This is a genomic window from Streptomyces krungchingensis (genome assembly GCF_054729265.1).
On record NZ_JBPUKY010000001.1, the window covers coordinates 1,476,961 to 1,491,191 of the forward strand.

12 protein-coding genes are annotated in these 14,231 nt (G+C 69.3%); 4 read left to right on the forward strand and 8 right to left on the reverse strand.

Annotated features, from left to right (window positions below; genetic code table 11):
- The first annotated feature begins 10 nt into the window (after nucleotides 1–10).
- On the forward strand, nucleotides 11–361 hold the full coding sequence (locus ACSYGO_RS06755) for a VOC family protein (RefSeq protein WP_426679144.1): 351 nt from the start codon (nucleotides 11–13) through the stop codon (nucleotides 359–361).
- Between the two features lie 120 nt (nucleotides 362–481).
- Entirely contained in the window at nucleotides 482–871 is a 390-nt protein-coding gene (locus ACSYGO_RS06760) for a MarR family winged helix-turn-helix transcriptional regulator (RefSeq protein WP_426679145.1), read from the forward strand.
- Nucleotides 872–877: 6 nt separating this feature from the next.
- Here the strand turns inward: ACSYGO_RS06760 and ACSYGO_RS06765 are convergent, their stop codons facing one another.
- From ACSYGO_RS06765 to ACSYGO_RS06800, 8 genes are all read right to left on the reverse strand, one after another.
- Complete coding sequence (locus ACSYGO_RS06765) at nucleotides 878–1,216, reverse strand: hypothetical protein (RefSeq protein ID WP_426679146.1); 339 nt, start codon at nucleotides 1,214–1,216, stop codon at nucleotides 878–880.
- 47 nt (nucleotides 1,217–1,263) lie between these two features.
- Complete coding sequence (locus tag ACSYGO_RS06770) at nucleotides 1,264–1,674, reverse strand: VOC family protein (RefSeq protein ID WP_460386105.1); 411 nt, start codon at nucleotides 1,672–1,674, stop codon at nucleotides 1,264–1,266.
- Nucleotides 1,675–2,016: 342 nt separating this feature from the next.
- Complete coding sequence (locus ACSYGO_RS06775; RefSeq protein WP_426679148.1) at nucleotides 2,017–3,042, reverse strand: hypothetical protein; 1,026 nt, start codon at nucleotides 3,040–3,042, stop codon at nucleotides 2,017–2,019.
- Between the two features lie 273 nt (nucleotides 3,043–3,315).
- Nucleotides 3,316–3,738 carry an SseB family protein gene (locus ACSYGO_RS06780; protein WP_426679149.1) on the reverse strand — a complete coding sequence of 141 codons (423 nt, stop codon included), beginning with the start codon at nucleotides 3,736–3,738 and terminating at the stop codon, nucleotides 3,316–3,318.
- 267 nt (nucleotides 3,739–4,005) lie between these two features.
- On the reverse strand, nucleotides 4,006–6,975 hold the full coding sequence (locus ACSYGO_RS06785) for a carbohydrate binding domain-containing protein (protein WP_460386106.1): 2,970 nt from the start codon (nucleotides 6,973–6,975) through the stop codon (nucleotides 4,006–4,008).
- 399 nt (nucleotides 6,976–7,374) lie between these two features.
- Nucleotides 7,375–9,609: an ATP-binding SpoIIE family protein phosphatase gene (locus tag ACSYGO_RS06790; RefSeq protein ID WP_460386107.1), complete on the reverse strand. Its 2,235-nt coding sequence runs from the start codon at nucleotides 9,607–9,609 to the stop codon at nucleotides 7,375–7,377.
- 349 nt (nucleotides 9,610–9,958) lie between these two features.
- A complete protein-coding gene (locus ACSYGO_RS06795; protein ID WP_460386108.1) occupies nucleotides 9,959–10,549 on the reverse strand; it encodes a cysteine hydrolase family protein in 591 nt (196 codons plus the stop codon).
- 32 nt (nucleotides 10,550–10,581) lie between these two features.
- Nucleotides 10,582–12,087: a purine-cytosine permease family protein gene (locus ACSYGO_RS06800; RefSeq protein WP_460386109.1), complete on the reverse strand. Its 1,506-nt coding sequence runs from the start codon at nucleotides 12,085–12,087 to the stop codon at nucleotides 10,582–10,584.
- 202 nt (nucleotides 12,088–12,289) lie between these two features.
- Here ACSYGO_RS06800 and ACSYGO_RS06805 point away from each other — a divergent pair, with 202 nt between their 5' ends.
- Together ACSYGO_RS06805 and ACSYGO_RS06810 are read left to right on the forward strand one after the other, a co-directional pair.
- Nucleotides 12,290–13,309 (forward strand): permease, encoded by a 1,020-nt coding sequence (locus ACSYGO_RS06805; protein ID WP_460386110.1) that lies wholly within the window; start codon nucleotides 12,290–12,292, stop codon nucleotides 13,307–13,309.
- A complete protein-coding gene (locus ACSYGO_RS06810; protein ID WP_460386111.1) occupies nucleotides 13,306–14,187 on the forward strand; it encodes a TIGR03943 family putative permease subunit in 882 nt (293 codons plus the stop codon). Before ACSYGO_RS06805 ends, ACSYGO_RS06810 begins: the two co-directional genes overlap by 4 nt.
- The last annotated feature ends 44 nt before the right edge of the window (nucleotides 14,188–14,231 follow it).

Sequence of the window (14,231 nt, forward strand, 5' to 3'; positions counted from 1 at the left end):
AGGAGTCGTCATGACCGACGGTCTCAAGACCATCGTCTATCCCGTCAAGGACCTCACGCAGTCCAAGGCGCTGTTCACCGCTCTGCTCGGCGTGGAGCCCTACGCCGACGAGGCCTACTACGTGGGCTTTCGGACCGCGGGGCAGGAGGTCGGCCTCGACCCCAACGGTCACGCCAAGGGCATGACGGGACCGGTTCCGTACTGGCACGTCTCCGACCTCAGGGCGACGCTGAAGGGGCTGCTCGGCGCCGGGGCGGAAACCCTTCAGGACGTCCAGGACGTGGGCGGCGGCAAGCTCATCGCCTTCGTGAAGGACGCGGACGGCAACCTGGTCGGGCTCGTGCAGGATCCGGCCGCCTGACCGGCGGTCGCCGGGCGCCCGGAAGGCGCGTGAAGAAGGCCGTGCACGAAATCCCCGTTTGAATGCATCGGCACTAGTTGCACGGTCAACGAATGGCCGGATCTCTGTTACCGTTCAGTTATGGCAACGGAAACGTCCGACGCCCGGCTGGAAGACCAGTGGCGGGACATCCTCGCGGTCCACGCGCGCACGATGTGTGAGATCGACCGCGCGCTGCATCCTCACGGCCTCGGCGCGAGCGATTTCGAGGTCCTCGACATCCTCGCCTCCCGCGTCGCGGAGCCCGGCGAGCTGTGCCGGGTCCAGAACATCGCGGGCCAGGTCCACCTGAGCCAGAGCGCCCTGTCCCGGCTGATCGGCAGGCTGGAGAAGGAAGGCCTGGTGGAGCGCACCGTCTGCCAGGAGGACCGCCGCGGCGTCTGGGTGGCGCTCACCCGGCAGGGACGCGACCTCCACTCCGAGGTGCGCCCGCTGCAGCGGGCGGTCCTCGCCCGGATGCTGCACGACTAAGAGTCATCACGTCATGCCGGTGTGATGCCCGTCATCGCCGGCCCGTGTCGGCAGGCCGGTGGCCTGCCGACGTTCGGCCCGGGCCTGCTGCCGTTCGGATGGCGCGTACGGGCCGGGGTTCGAGGCACTGCGGGAGCGGTCGAGGGCACGTTTGCGGCCCCCCAGGGCCGCCGCCGCGAGCAGCCGACCAAGATCGGGCTGGAGCTGTTCCACCTGCCACCACGCGGCCCGGAGCCGAATGACATCGAGTTGGTCCGGCGCCAGGCGACGTACCAGGACCACCCGCAAAGCGCCCGGACCAGTACCGACGCCATCGGCAAGGCCGTCCACCAGGCCATGAACCATCAACGCGACCGGATCCGACAGTCAGCAACGAACCTCATCCGAGCCGGTCAGTCGCGCTTGGGCCAGACCGGGCCCTCGTCGGTCCAGACGACGCCCTTGTTGCGGCACAGGCAGAAGGGGTGGCCGACCGGGTCGGTGTAGATCCGCCAGCCGTAGCCGTTGGGGCCGATGAAGTCCTTCCTCAGCGTCGCGCCGAGGTCGAGGACGCGGCGCTGCTCGGACTCGATCTCGTCCACTTCGAAGTCGAGGTGGAACTGCTTGGGGTGCTCGCTGTCGGGCCACTGCGGAGCGCGGTAGTCGTCCACCCGGATGAATGCCAGCTCGATCTCGCCGAACTGAATGCCGGCCCAGTCCTCGGAGCTGCCTTCCTTGATCGGACGGCCCGTCACCTCGGAGTAGAAAGCCGCCAGCTTCATCGTGTCCGGACAGTCGATGATGAAATCGGTGAGTCGCAGCATCCCGCGATCTTGCCACAAGCCCACACCCGACTTCGAGGGCTCTGAGCAGCTCCGCCGAGGTGCGGGAACTATGATTCCCGCGGGCTTCGCCCCCAGACTCCGTTCACCAGGGGGCGGACCGCGAAGACCAAGAACTACCGTCGCAGAGTGAACGTGCAGATCGTCTGCCGGTCCCGCAATCGTCGCGCAGTCACCGCCGGAGACGCCCGGCCCGGCAACGGGTCCGCGAGACGGTCGAGCGGCGGGCTGCCGGCCCTGGTCGAGGTGGCAGCGGGTGGTCAGGCGCGCCCGGCGTCACGGCATGCCCGCATCGTGACGCCCCGGCCGCACACCGCGGACGGGCTACGTCATCAACTCGATGTGTGGATGCTCGGGCTTCGCCGGGCAGACGAACAGATGCTGCCGGTAGCCGCTGCCTATCTGGACCCCGGTCGCGTTGTAGCCGCGGTGGCCGGGGTACGGTCCAGCACCTGGGTGGGGGTACGGAGACCAGCTGTTCCCGGCGTCGTCCCCTTCCTCAAACGTGGCGACGGTCATCAGGACCTCCATGCCGGTGCCGCACTCGGAGCAGGGCTGCGGGCTGGGGTCGGTGGAGTTCCAAGCGGGCCAGCCGCCGACCTTCCAGCCGGGTGCGTTGGACAGCACACAGTCGTAGTACGTGTCCGGGTCCATGTCTTCCTCTGCTGCCTGCGGCACACTCCACTGCTTGAGCTGCTCCTGCAGTTCTTCGCTCAGCTCCAGATGGTCGGGGTACTCGGTGATCTGCTCCGGTTCGAGCACGCACGGTTCCGGTAGATACCCGTCGAACTGCACTGCGGGCGGCTCGGGGGGCGTGTCGAGGATGTCGGTGACGGCGGCTGCGGAACGCCAGAAGAGCAGGGTCCTGGGCATGATCGGATGATCGAAGGGGCACCACAGAACCTGGAGAAGGTCCTTGCCCTCCGGCGGGCTCAGATCGGGCACATCCCGTACGTACAGCTGCGCGACGGGCAGCATGGCTATGGGGCTGTCGTACGACTGGACCGCCAGCCTCACGGGATACGTCTGAGGGGGCCGGATCCGCTCGAGAGTCTCCCGTTCCTCCGGAGTCATGTCCCGGCCGTGCGAGGCGGCGAAGATGCGTCGTTCCAGCCGCAGATCCGCCGGGGACTGGGCTGGGTTGATGCCATCCACCACATGCGGTTCCTCGCAGTGCGGCCACGGTTCCTCAGCGGGCCACAGCAGCGGCCCGCCGATCGAGCTGTCGTGCCACGTCGGCACCCCAGGGCGGGGGTGCAGGCGGGTCGCCGTGCGGGCCAACGGGGCCAGTTGGGGAAAGACCGCGACAACATCGATCGGCCGTGGCGGAGTGACAGGAGCGATATTCATGGCCGCAATCTTGCCAATCGCCGCTGACAACGGCCCTCGTGGCCGCACCACGAAGAGCTCCGCCACGGGCGCCACCCGGGAGAGCCCTCCCCTCAGTCCGTCGCCGGTAGATGGCCCGCGAGCAGGTCCACGATCGCCGCGTGGATGTCCGTCCACGCGCGCGGTTCGTCGCCCCACGACGCGAGCCCAGCGGTCCGCGTGTGGTGGCGTGGGCCGCTGGGCTCGTGGGTTCCGCGGGCTCCCGGGTCCCGGCAGGGTCTCGGGTCGGCGGGCTCAGTCCGCCGACCGGGCCAGCAGGGTGCGGACGCCTTCCGAGGTGAGTGTGAGGCCGTGCGGCGAACTGGCGTCGATGGTGAGCGCCAGGTCGCCCGAGGGCCACTGGGAGGCGAGCGCCCCGAGCGGCACCAGCCGGTAGCGGGAGACGAACGGCAGGAGCTCGGCCATCTCCAGTTCGGAGGTGAACACCGGCACCACCTGGGCGCCGCCCGGCTGGTCCAGGACGGGCAGCGCCACGGCCGAGGGGTCGGCCATGCCCTCTTCGACGGCGTCGTCGGGCACGGGGACCAGCACGTCGCTGCCCGCGAGTGTGTCCAGAGCCGCCGTGTCCTCGGTGTTCTCGGCGAGGGCGTTCAGGGCCTCCTGGGCCGGTGTCGGGGCGGCCTTGAGCCGGTCGTGGTTGTTCGAGGGTGTGTCCATGGCAGATCCCGGATAGTCGCGGACGGGACACCCGGGACACGATCGTTCCCGGGCGCAACGCCCGACGCGTACCCACCCTCGTACGCGGCAACCCTCGTGATCCCTTCCGGGCCGGAGCGGCATGCCCTCGGACTGCGGTCCGAGCCGGTCGCGCGCCGCGTGGAGTGCCGGGTCCAGGCCCTCGGGGCCCGGGCCCGGCACGTCCGCCGCGGCGCGGTGCGGGTTCGCTTTCGGTACCGCGCGTTCCGTCGCACCGGACGGAGACGGTCACTTCAGGTACGGGCCGTCGCTCCCGATCTTGCCGGGACCGTCGAGCACATACACCCGGAGGTTGCCCTTCCCCGGTGCCGGCACCGTGAGCGTGCCGTTGGAGACGGTCTTCACCTCACCCGTGACGGCGTCCCGGTAGGTGCCGTTCGGGATGCCGGTGAAGGTGGCGTCCCCGGTGACGGTGACGAGGGCGAAACTGTCGGTCGACCCGCTGGTGTAGCGGCGCTTGAACGCCATCGAGCCGGTGATGCCCTCGGTGGAGTACTGGCCCGACTGGAGCGCCGGGATCGCGCGGCGGATCCGGTTCAGCCGCTGGAGGTGTTTGACCAGCGGCTGCTCCAAGGTCGTGGCGACCGCACCGCTCGCCGAGTCGGCCTTGCCGAACTCGGACGCCGTCACGGACCCGGCGAGGTGGTCGCCGTAGTAGGCCCGGCCGGTGGTCGCGAGCGGACACGTGGGCCCGCAGTCGATCTGCTTGCCCTTCTGGAACTCGATCTCCGAGCCGTAGTAGAGGGTCGGGATGCCGCGGAAGGTCCACATCAGCGACATGTTCTCGGCCCAGGCGTCGGTGCCTCCGCTGTAGCGGGTGCTCGACTTGTTGGGGCCGTAGTCGTGGCTGTCGACGTAGACGACGTTGTACGTGGCGTCGTTGACGGAGTCGTCCGAGTCCTTGCCGTTGTTGTAGGCGTTCTGCGCGTCGCTGAAGTTCATGTGCATGCGCATGTCGATGATGTTCATCCCGGAGAACTGGCTGTGGTCCGGGGTGTGGTAGCTGTTCCCGCTCAGGAAGGCGTTGGCGGACGTGGGCTGGTTGCCGGTGCCGAGCTGCTCCTCGTAGTCGTACTGCTCGATGGCCGCGGTCGCGTCGTCGGCGCTGTACTCCTTGCGTTCCTTCCACGTGAAGAACTGCGCGGAGTGGTTCACGGAGCCGCGGTTCCACTTGTCGTTGACGAACGCGCCGACCTCGCCGAAGACGAAGAAGTTCCGTGCCGCCTCCGCTCCGAACTTCTGGGTGACGCGCTCCTGGATGGCGGGCAGGAAGCGGCGGTTCCAGGTGACGCGCGGGATGTGCACGGCGGTGTCGACGCGGAATCCGTCCACGCCCATGTCGATGTACTTGTCGTAGGCGCCGATCAGGTAGTTCTGCACGGGTGCCGATTCGGTGTTGAAGTCGGCGAGGTCCTCGTGCAGCCAGCAGGAACGGGAGTCCTCTCCCTCCCAGTTGCCGATCCAGCACTGGTGGTAGTACGCCTTCGGGAACATGCCCGAGGTGGGGCTCGGCCACTGGCAGTTGTACAGGGTGTAGCCCTCGGCGCTCTTGCCTCCGGTGGGCTTGCCCCAGTTGACGCAGGTGTTGCCGGAGGGTTCGGCCGTCGACCACAGGTCGCCGTTGTAGTACGACTTCCCGGACTTGGGCTCGACGGTGAGGCCGTCGTACTCGAAACCGTCGTTCTTCTCGTCGTAGTACCAGCTCCACTGGGAGTCGCGCACTCCGTACACCGTCGGGGTGAACAGGCCCTTGGCGCCCCAGCGGGAGCTGTGGTTGTAGACGACGTCCTGGTAGATCTTCATGCCCTTGGCGTGGGCCGCGTTGATCAGGTCCTGGTAGGAGGCGCCGGCCGACTCCAGGCGCGGGTCGACCTTGTAGAAGTCGTAGCCGTGATAGCCGTGGTAGTCGTAGTCCGAGCGGTTGAGGACCACTGGGGTGATCCAGACCGCGGAGAATCCGAGGGCCTTGATGTAGTCGAGCTTGTCGACCAGGCCCTTGAAGTCGCCGCGGAACATGGGGTCGTCGTTGGCGGCGTTGCCGGACTTCACGTGCTGGCTGCCGCCGCGGTTGTTGGAGCTGTCGCCGTCGTAGAAGCGGGCGGTGAGGACGAAGTAGACGGGGTCCTTGCGCGGATCGGTGCCCAAGGGGGTGCCGGCCGCGGGTTCGGGGGCCTTCTCGCCGGTCGTGACGGTGGCCTCGGCCGAGGCGGGCGACGTGTTGCCCGCCGCGTCGACGGCCTTCACCGTGTACGTGTAACTCGTCTTCTCCGCCAGGCCGGTGTCCGACCACACCGTCGAGCCGACGTCGGTGACAAGGGTGCCCTGGGTGCCGCTGGTGCGGGTCACCTGGTACTTCGTCACCGCCCTGTTGTCGGTGGCCGGGTCCCAACTCACCACCACCGACGTGCCGGTGGCGTTCGCGGTGACCTTCGTGGGCGCGGTCGGGGCCTCGGTGTCGGGTTCCTCGGCGGCGCACGGGTCCGAGGCGCCGGTGGTGACCTTCTGGTTCTGCACGGTCGTCGCGCCGGTGGGGATGGTGTAGTCGGCGCTGTTGTTGTTGTCCCAGACGCCGTTGCCGTTGTTGAACGCGGCCTTCAGCGAGGTGGCCGTCCCGATGTCGAGGGTCTTCTTCCACCAGCCGGTGCAGGCCGCTTCCATGCCGAGGCCGGGGACGGTGGTCCAGGAGCCGCCGGCGGGCGCGTAGTGGATGTTGGCGGTGGTCCAGCCGGAGGCGGCGGTCGAGTAGTAGACGGTGGCCCTGTTGCCGCTCCCGGTGCCGCCGTCGGCGCACGGGTCGCTGTGCGCGATCACCCCGTCCTTGACGGTGATGTCGCCGGTGCCCAGGGCGTAGTTGCTTCCGCCGTTGTTGTCCCAGGTGCCGCTGCCGTTGTTGAAGGTCGCCTGGAGTCCGGTGGCCGATCCGAGGTCGACGGTCGTCCTGACCCAGTCGGTGCAGGCGGTCTCCATCCGCACGCCGGGGACCGTGGTCCAGGAGCCGCCGTCGGGCGCGTAGTGCAGATACGTGGCCGGCCAGTTCTTGGTCTTGGTGTAGTAGAAGACGGTCGCGCTGTTCGACGCGGCAGCGGTGGGCGTCATGGGGGCGGGGTCGTCGCCGGGCGGGACCAGCCCGAACAGTCCGAGCGCCGTCACGAAGGCGAGGAGCGGGCGCAGCAGCGGGGGTGGGGGTCTACGTCTCATCGCGGGTCTCCAACGGGAGCCGGGGAGTGGGGAGTTGCCCTGCAAGAAGAACCGGAAAGTTCCTGAAAGCCCTTGCAGGCGGAAGCTACAGGGACATGACAGAGACGTAAAGAGATCGCGCAGCGCCCGGTACGCGGTGCCGTCCTGCCGCCCTCGGCGGGGCGCGAACGCCGTAGCCGCTGCCTGCTTCGTGCTTCTGGCTGCCGCACGGCGGTGACGGGTGGCGTGCGCCGCGGTGGTGCTTGTGTTGCCTCTGCTCGACGATGCGCGCGGAGCGTTTCTGGGGCAGTGGTCAGAGCGGACTCGGGGAGGTCCTCCAGAGCCACCTATCTGGAGTCGTATTGAGATGACTGGTTGCGGACATCCGTACCGGCGATCTGGCCGCCGGACTTGTGAGCGTCAGATGTCAGCCACTGGAATGGGCATGTTGAGTGAGACCGTCTTGCCCCGCCCGTTGGGGGAGCTGCTCCACGGTTCAGTCAGTGCCTCCACGATGAGCAGGCCCCGGCCGTGTTCGGCTTCTGAGTTGGACTCCTGGGAGGAGGCGAGAGGCGAAGGAACCGGCGGGTTGCTGTCGGAGTCGCGTACTTCCAGCCGGACATGATCTGTGAATGCTCTCAGACGGACATCAACGTCGCTGCCTGCATGGATGAGGGCGTTGGTGACGATCTCGGAGATCACCAACTGGAGCGTGTCTGTCAGTTCTGCCAGGCCCCAAGACGACAGTTGGTGGTCCACGAAAGTTCGTGCCGCCTTGGCGCCCTGCAGGTCGCGACGGTGGATATGCAGGCTTCCCGTCCGCAGTGTGTCGTCCGTGCCGGCACCCTCATAGCGGGCGAGGAGCAGGACCGCGTCATCGCGATGTTCCCTGCCGGCGGAGACGCCCGCGAGGATGTGGTCGGCCAGTCTTTGAAGATCGGAGTCGGCTTGTGCGCTGTCAGCCGTGAGCAGCGCGTGTGCACGCAGTTCCGGGTCGCCCGCATTCCTGTCGACCAGGCCGTCGGAGTACAGCATCAGGACCGACCCGGGCTCGATGGTGTGTTCGCGCCCCTGATAGCCCTTCGGGCAGTCCGGAGAAACGCCCAGGGGAAGGTTGGACGGTGCGTCCAGGGCGCCGACGCTGCCGTCGGGCAGATGGACCAGCGGAGCGGGGTGACCTGCCAATGCTACTTCTGCGGCACCGTCCACCGTGTCCAGGGCGACAACACAGCAGGTCACGATCAGATGCGTCCCTAGCTGCGTGAGCAACCCGCCGGCACGGTCAAGGACCACCGCAGGGCGGTGACCTTCAGTCGCGTAGGCGGTCACCGCGGTGCGTACCTGACCCATGACGGCGGCGCTCTCCAGACCGTGGCCTTCCACGTCTCCGACGACGAGCACCGTCCGTTCATCCGACAGCCTGATCACGTCATACCAGTCACCCCCCACCTTGGACGTGGCGGTGGCCGGCCGGTATCGGGCTGCGGTGGTCAGACGTTCCGTCTCGGGCAGGTCCGACGGCAGGAGTCCTACTTGCAAGTACTCAGCAATTTCACGCTGCTTCGCCCCCAGCTCGACTCGCTCTACCGCGGCTCCCAGCAACCCGGCCATCATGCTCAGGACTGCCCTCTCTTCGGGCGGGAAGTCACGAGGGCCTGGGAACAGAAGGCAGCAGACGCCGATGACGTCGGTGCTTCGGCTGACTGGGATGCTGATGAGCTCTTTGCTTCCGGTGAGAGGAAGGTAGGCCTCAGCTGATCCGTCGAACGGTTCTGATCCAGCATCCGAAGGCCGGCCTTGGGACAGGAACAGCGGGCGTCCGCGAAATGCCCTGGCCGCGAGAGTCGGGGTGTCCAGCCCTGTGCCGTGCAGGCTGCGGGCCATCGCACGAGATGCCCCACTGTGGCCCAGGACCCACAGTCGGCCTTCACTCGCTGACGCGAGCACGAGGGCCTGGGCGCCGAACGGATACATGACGCAGTACTGAGCCGCCCCCACGATGTCGTCCATGGTCGTGGCCCGGTTGAGCAGATCGGCGAGCCGCCGCAGCGGGTACATCATGCTTGTCCCCGATGTGCCCGGAACGCCGGGCACCCCCCAGCCCGGCGTGCTGATGCCGGCATCCGTCTCCAGGCCCATGGGTGCAAGCATCGGCATGGGTCCGGCCCTGATGGCAACACCACCGGCTGCGAGTTCGGCGAGCGCCTCGGCCAGCCTGGAACCGATCCCTTCCAGCTCGGTGCGGTCGCCGACGTCGTAGGGGCGACGCGTTTCAAGACGCAGGACGGTGATGACGCCGAAACGGGTACTCCCCGCCGTCGCAGGGGCCGACAAGGCGGCATACGGATACGGCAGCGCGTACTCCTCGTCTGCATCGCCAGAATCAGGATCGCCAGGATCTGGAGCTTCCAAGTTCTCGGCTGCTTCGCCCAAGGCGACCGCGCGCGTAGAGGCGGCCGAAGTATCCAGGCAGATACGGCCCGGAACGGTGAACAGCGACGGGGGGCTGCCTGCAATCATCACGAGCGTGAGTTCGTTGCGCTCCTCATCCAGGAAGTAGACCCCGGCCGCCACAGCTTCCAGACGCGCCAAAGCTTCCCGGACCGCAGCGTGCAGCACCTCCGCCAACCCAGCTTCAGGGGTTGCGGTAGCCATTGGTTGTCGACCCTCGGCTGAACTGACGCTGGTCACAGAACGGCTCCCTCCGACACGAGGAGCGACGCAGTCGGTGACGAATCTGACGCTGTTGAGGCGATAGTCATTATCCAATGGCGAGTGGCCAGGCGCGAGAGCTGACGTGGGCTCGACCGAGGGCGTCGCCGGGTCGAAGGCGGGTCGGTGATCGCGGGCTCGGGTGGGGAAGCCGGCACCCGAGCCCCACCCACGGTCACGGCAGGTGGGCGGGGAGCGACCCGGTCAGGGCGGATCGGCGGCGAACGCCGCGGTCACGGCCGGTCTCCGCAGAGCACCGCGGTCACCGGCGGATCGGCGGTGAGCACCATGGTCACGACTGGTCGGCGGCGAGCACCTCGGCCACGGTGACGACCCGGATCAACGGCCGGTACAGGTCCATCACCTGCAGTGCCCTGGCGTGCGTGGTGTCGTCGGCACCCGCGCAGGCGTCGGCCACCACGAGGACCTCGACTCCCGCGTCGGCGGCCGCGAGCGCGGTGGACAGCACGCAGCAGTCCGTGCTGACACCGGCCAGGACCAGCGGACCCCCGGTGCCGAGGTACCCGGCCAGTTCCGGCGTCCACTTGCCGAAGGTCGTGGCATCCACCTGCTGCGCGGCCCGCACCATGAGCCCGTCCACCACGTCCCACAGCGGGGACTGCGGTGGCTGGAGCGCGAAGGGCCACTGGTCGTAGTACGCCCGCCAGGCGCCGGCCGGCTCCTCGGGAGCGACGAAGCGGGTGAGGACGACGCGGTCGCCGAAGGCCGGCAGCAGGCGGCGTACGCCGTCGGCGGCCTCGTCGAAGCGGGGCGTGGCCCAGGGGCTGCCGGGCTCGGCGAAGACGCGCTGCATGTCGATGACGGCGAGCAGCCCGCGCCGCGCGCCGCCCGTCCCCTCTTCCCCGGTGCGACCGCCGCCCACGCGGTGACCGTCCCCTCCCCGCGGACCGCTGTTCACGCGCGCACGGTCTCCGCTCCGGCGGCGGGGCTCGGGTCCAGTCGCTCCTGGGCCTTCACGCGGCCGACACCGAAAGCCAGGGTGCCGAGGAAGCCCAGGGTCAGCGCGACCAGGACGCCCAGATTGGCGTAGGCCCAGTCGCCGTTCCTGCCGCCCAGACCGAACGGGCCGAGGAAGTAGCCCTGCCATTCCAGCCAGCCGGCCGCGGAGTTGGTGACCAGGCCCCAGCCCAGTGCGGTGGCGACGAGGGTGAGCAGCAGCGGCTGGAGCGGCACGTCGCCGTACCGGCCGGTCCGACGGAACAGATCGCCCTCGTCGTAGTCGCGGCGGCGCATCGCCAGGTCGGCCAGCATGACCCCGCACCAGGCGGCCACCGGGACGCCCAGGGTGGTGAGGAACCCGATGAACTGGCCGAGGAAGTCGTCCGCGAAGAACACGATGTACACGGAGCCCGCCATCATCAGCACCCCGTCGACGAGCGCCGCCAGATAGCGCGGTACGCGCAGCCCCGCGGACAGCAGCGCGAGCCCGGAGGAGTAGATGTCGAGGACCGCGCCGCCGACCAGGCCGAGCACGGCGACGACCACGAAGGGAACCAGGAACCAGGTGGGCAGGATCGTGGTGAGCGCGCCGATCGGGTCGAGGGCCACGGCCTTGCTCAGGTCGTCGGAGGAGCCCGCGAGGAGGAGGCCGAAGACGAGCAGGAGCAGCGGCGCCACCGAGGCTCCGAACGTGGTCCAGCCGATCACGCCCCGGCCGGACGAGGAACGCGGCAGATAGCGCGAATAGTCGGCGGCGGCGTTGACCCAGCCCAGGCCGAACCCGGTCATCATGAACACCAGCGCGCCGATGAACTCCTGCGCGGACCCGGCCGGCACGGCGCTCACCGTGTGCCAGTGGATGTGGTCGGCGACCAGCCCGATGTAGACGACGGTCAGCACGGCGGTGACGACGGTGATCACGGTCTGCAGACGCATGATCAGGTCGAAGCCCATCACACCGCCGACGACCGTCAGCGCGCCGACGACGATCAGCGCGACCACCTGGGTCCCGGTGCCGCCGCCGTGCCCGAGCCGCTCGAAGACGGTCGCGGTGGCCATGGTCGCGAGCGCCGTGAGCACGGTCTCCCAGCCGACGGTGAGCATCCACGAGATCACCGCCGGCAGACGGCTGCCCCGCACTCCGTACGCGGCCCGGCCGAGCACCATGGTCGGCGCCGAACCCCGCTTGCCCGCGACCGCGACAAAGCCGCACAGCAGGAAGGAGAAGACGATGCCGATCACGCCGGCCACCAGCGCCTGCCAGAAGGAGATGCCGAAGCCGAGGGCGAAAGCACCGTAACTGAGGCCCAGGATCGAGACATTGGCCCCGAACCAGGGCCAGAACAGCGTGCGCGGAGTGCCCTTGCGCTCGCTGTCGCCGATCACGTCGAGGCCGTGCGCCTCCACCTGGAGCGGCCCGCCCGCGGATCTGCTGCCGGTGGCGTCCGTGAAGCCGGCCATCGTGGACCTCCCCCTCTGGACGTGTCGGCGCGAGGCTAGGTCGACGCTCCCGGACCGTCAAGGGAGCCTGATGAACGGGCCGGTGGCGCGGACCGGCCGGTAATCTCCGTGGCCCGCGATGAGAAGCTGTGCCCGAACCGGCGTACTGAAGGTCGAGGGGCAGCGAGCCACCGAGCCCTTCCCTACCGGAGGTACCTCACCCGTGACCATCACGAAGGCAGCCCCGCCTCCGGTCGACCGCGGCGACGCGGACGACCGACAGGGCGCGCGGGGCTGGCAGTTCAACTCTCCCCTCGTCCTGACGATGGTGCTGCTCCTCGTGGTGGCGGCGCAGGGACCGGTGCGGCAGGCGTTGTCCGCGCCGGTGATGCAGAGCTGGATGACCGTGTTCGTCGCGGTGGTGGTCCAGGCGCTGCCCTTCCTCGTGCTCGGCGTGCTGCTCTCCGCGGTGATCGCGGTGTTCGTGCCGCCGACGTTCTTCGCCCGCGCGCTGCCGAAGCGGCCCGCCCTCGCGGTACCCGTCGCGGGGATGGCCGGCGCCGTGCTGCCCGGCTGCGAGTGCGCCTCGGTGCCGGTGGCCGGGGCGCTGGTGCGACGCGGTGTCACTCCGGCGGCGGCGCTGGCGTTCCTGCTGTCCGCTCCCGCGATCAACCCGATCGTGCTGACCGCGACCGCGGTGGCCTTTCCGAACGATCCGCGGATGGTGCTCGCCCGGTTCGTGGCGAGTCTGCTCGTGGCGTGCGCGATGGGCTGGCTGTGGCAGCGGCTCGGCCGCGCCGACTGGCTGCGTCCGCCGTCCCGTCCGGCGCACGAGGGCCTCGGCAGGGGGGCCGCGTTCTGGGGTTCGGTGCGGCACGACGTCATGCACGCCGGAGGCTTCCTGGTGGTCGGCGCGATGGCGGCGGCCACGCTCAAGGCCGTCGTCCCGGCGAGCTGGCTGCAGGCGGCGGCAGGCAACCCCGTGGTGTCCGTCCTCGCCCTCGCGGTCCTCGCCGTACTCCTGTCGATCTGCTCCGAGGCCGACGCGTTCGTGGTCGCGTCGCTGTCACAGTTCTCGCTCACCGCCCGGCTGGCGTTCCTGGTCGTCGGGCCGATGATCGACCTCAAGCTGTTCGCCATGCAGGTCGGCACGTTCGGCCGCGGATTCGCCCTGCGGTTCGCCCCGGCCACCTTCGCCCTGGCGATCACCGTGTCGGTCCTGGTCGGGGCGGTGCTGCTATGAACCGTCAGGCACAGGCAGCCGTCCTCTTCCTCGTCGGCGCGGCGATCCTCCACGCGGGCGCCACCGATCTCTATCTCCGCTACGTCAAGGCCGGATTGCGCCCCATGCTGCTGGGGGCCGGCGTCGTACTGATCGCGGCGGCCGTCGCCACGGTCTGGTACGAGATGCGCGGGCGGGGCGCCCCGTGGCGGAAGGGCTCGGGGGCCGCCCACGAGGCGGGGCACGTCCACGAGGTGGGGCACGCCGAGAGCGGGCCGGAGCGCACCGGCGCCGACGCGGACGGGAGCGGGGACGAGCGCACCGTCACCGACACCGACGGGCACGGGCAGACAGCCCAGGACGGGCACACGGACGGCCACGACCATTCGCACCGCGAACCGCTCGTCTCCTGGCTCCTCGTCCTCCCCCTGCTCGCCCTGATCCTGGTCGCCCCGCCCGCCCTGGGCTCCTACAGCGCCCTGCGCACCGGTACGGCCCTGCAGAAACCGCTCGCCTACCCGCCGCTGGGCCATCGCGACCCGCTCCCGATGAGCCTGGTCGACTACGCGGGCCGCGCCGCCTACGACCACGGCCGCTCCCTCGCCGGCCGGCACGTCAGGATCACCGGCTTCGTCGCCCTGGACCATGCCGGGACGCCGTACCTGGTGCGCATGGCTCTCAACTGCTGTGCCGCCGACGCCCAGCCGGTCAAGATCGGTCTGAGCGGCCGGATCCCGCCGGTGCTGCGGCCGGACGGCTGGCTCGAAGTGACCGGCACGTACACCGGCAGGCGGAGCAAGGACCCCGTCAACGGCGGCATCATCCCGTTCCTCGACGTCAGCAGTGCGAATCCGGTCCAGTCGCCGCGGGACCCGTACGACGAGAGCTGGAACAACTGAGCCCGGCCCACGACGGCCCCGGGTGAGCCCGAACCATGACCACA

What these genes read in the sequence shown, in the direction of transcription:
- ACSYGO_RS06755 (WP_426679144.1), top strand. Translation starts at nt 11, where the DNA reads ATGACCGACGGTCTCAAGACCATCGTCTATCCCGTCAAGGACCTCACG.
- ACSYGO_RS06760 (WP_426679145.1), top strand. Translation starts at nt 482, where the DNA reads ATGGCAACGGAAACGTCCGACGCCCGGCTGGAAGACCAGTGGCGGGAC.
- ACSYGO_RS06765 (WP_426679146.1), bottom strand. Translation starts at nt 1,216, where the DNA reads ATGGTTCATGGCCTGGTGGACGGCCTTGCCGATGGCGTCGGTACTGGT.
- ACSYGO_RS06770 (WP_460386105.1), bottom strand. Translation starts at nt 1,674, where the DNA reads ATGCTGCGACTCACCGATTTCATCATCGACTGTCCGGACACGATGAAG.
- ACSYGO_RS06775 (WP_426679148.1), bottom strand. Translation starts at nt 3,042, where the DNA reads ATGAATATCGCTCCTGTCACTCCGCCACGGCCGATCGATGTTGTCGCG.
- ACSYGO_RS06780 (WP_426679149.1), bottom strand. Translation starts at nt 3,738, where the DNA reads ATGGACACACCCTCGAACAACCACGACCGGCTCAAGGCCGCCCCGACA.
- ACSYGO_RS06785 (WP_460386106.1), bottom strand. Translation starts at nt 6,975, where the DNA reads ATGAGACGTAGACCCCCACCCCCGCTGCTGCGCCCGCTCCTCGCCTTC.
- ACSYGO_RS06790 (WP_460386107.1), bottom strand. Translation starts at nt 9,609, where the DNA reads ATGGCTACCGCAACCCCTGAAGCTGGGTTGGCGGAGGTGCTGCACGCT.
- ACSYGO_RS06800 (WP_460386109.1), bottom strand. Translation starts at nt 12,087, where the DNA reads ATGGCCGGCTTCACGGACGCCACCGGCAGCAGATCCGCGGGCGGGCCG.
- ACSYGO_RS06810 (WP_460386111.1), top strand. Translation starts at nt 13,306, where the DNA reads ATGAACCGTCAGGCACAGGCAGCCGTCCTCTTCCTCGTCGGCGCGGCG.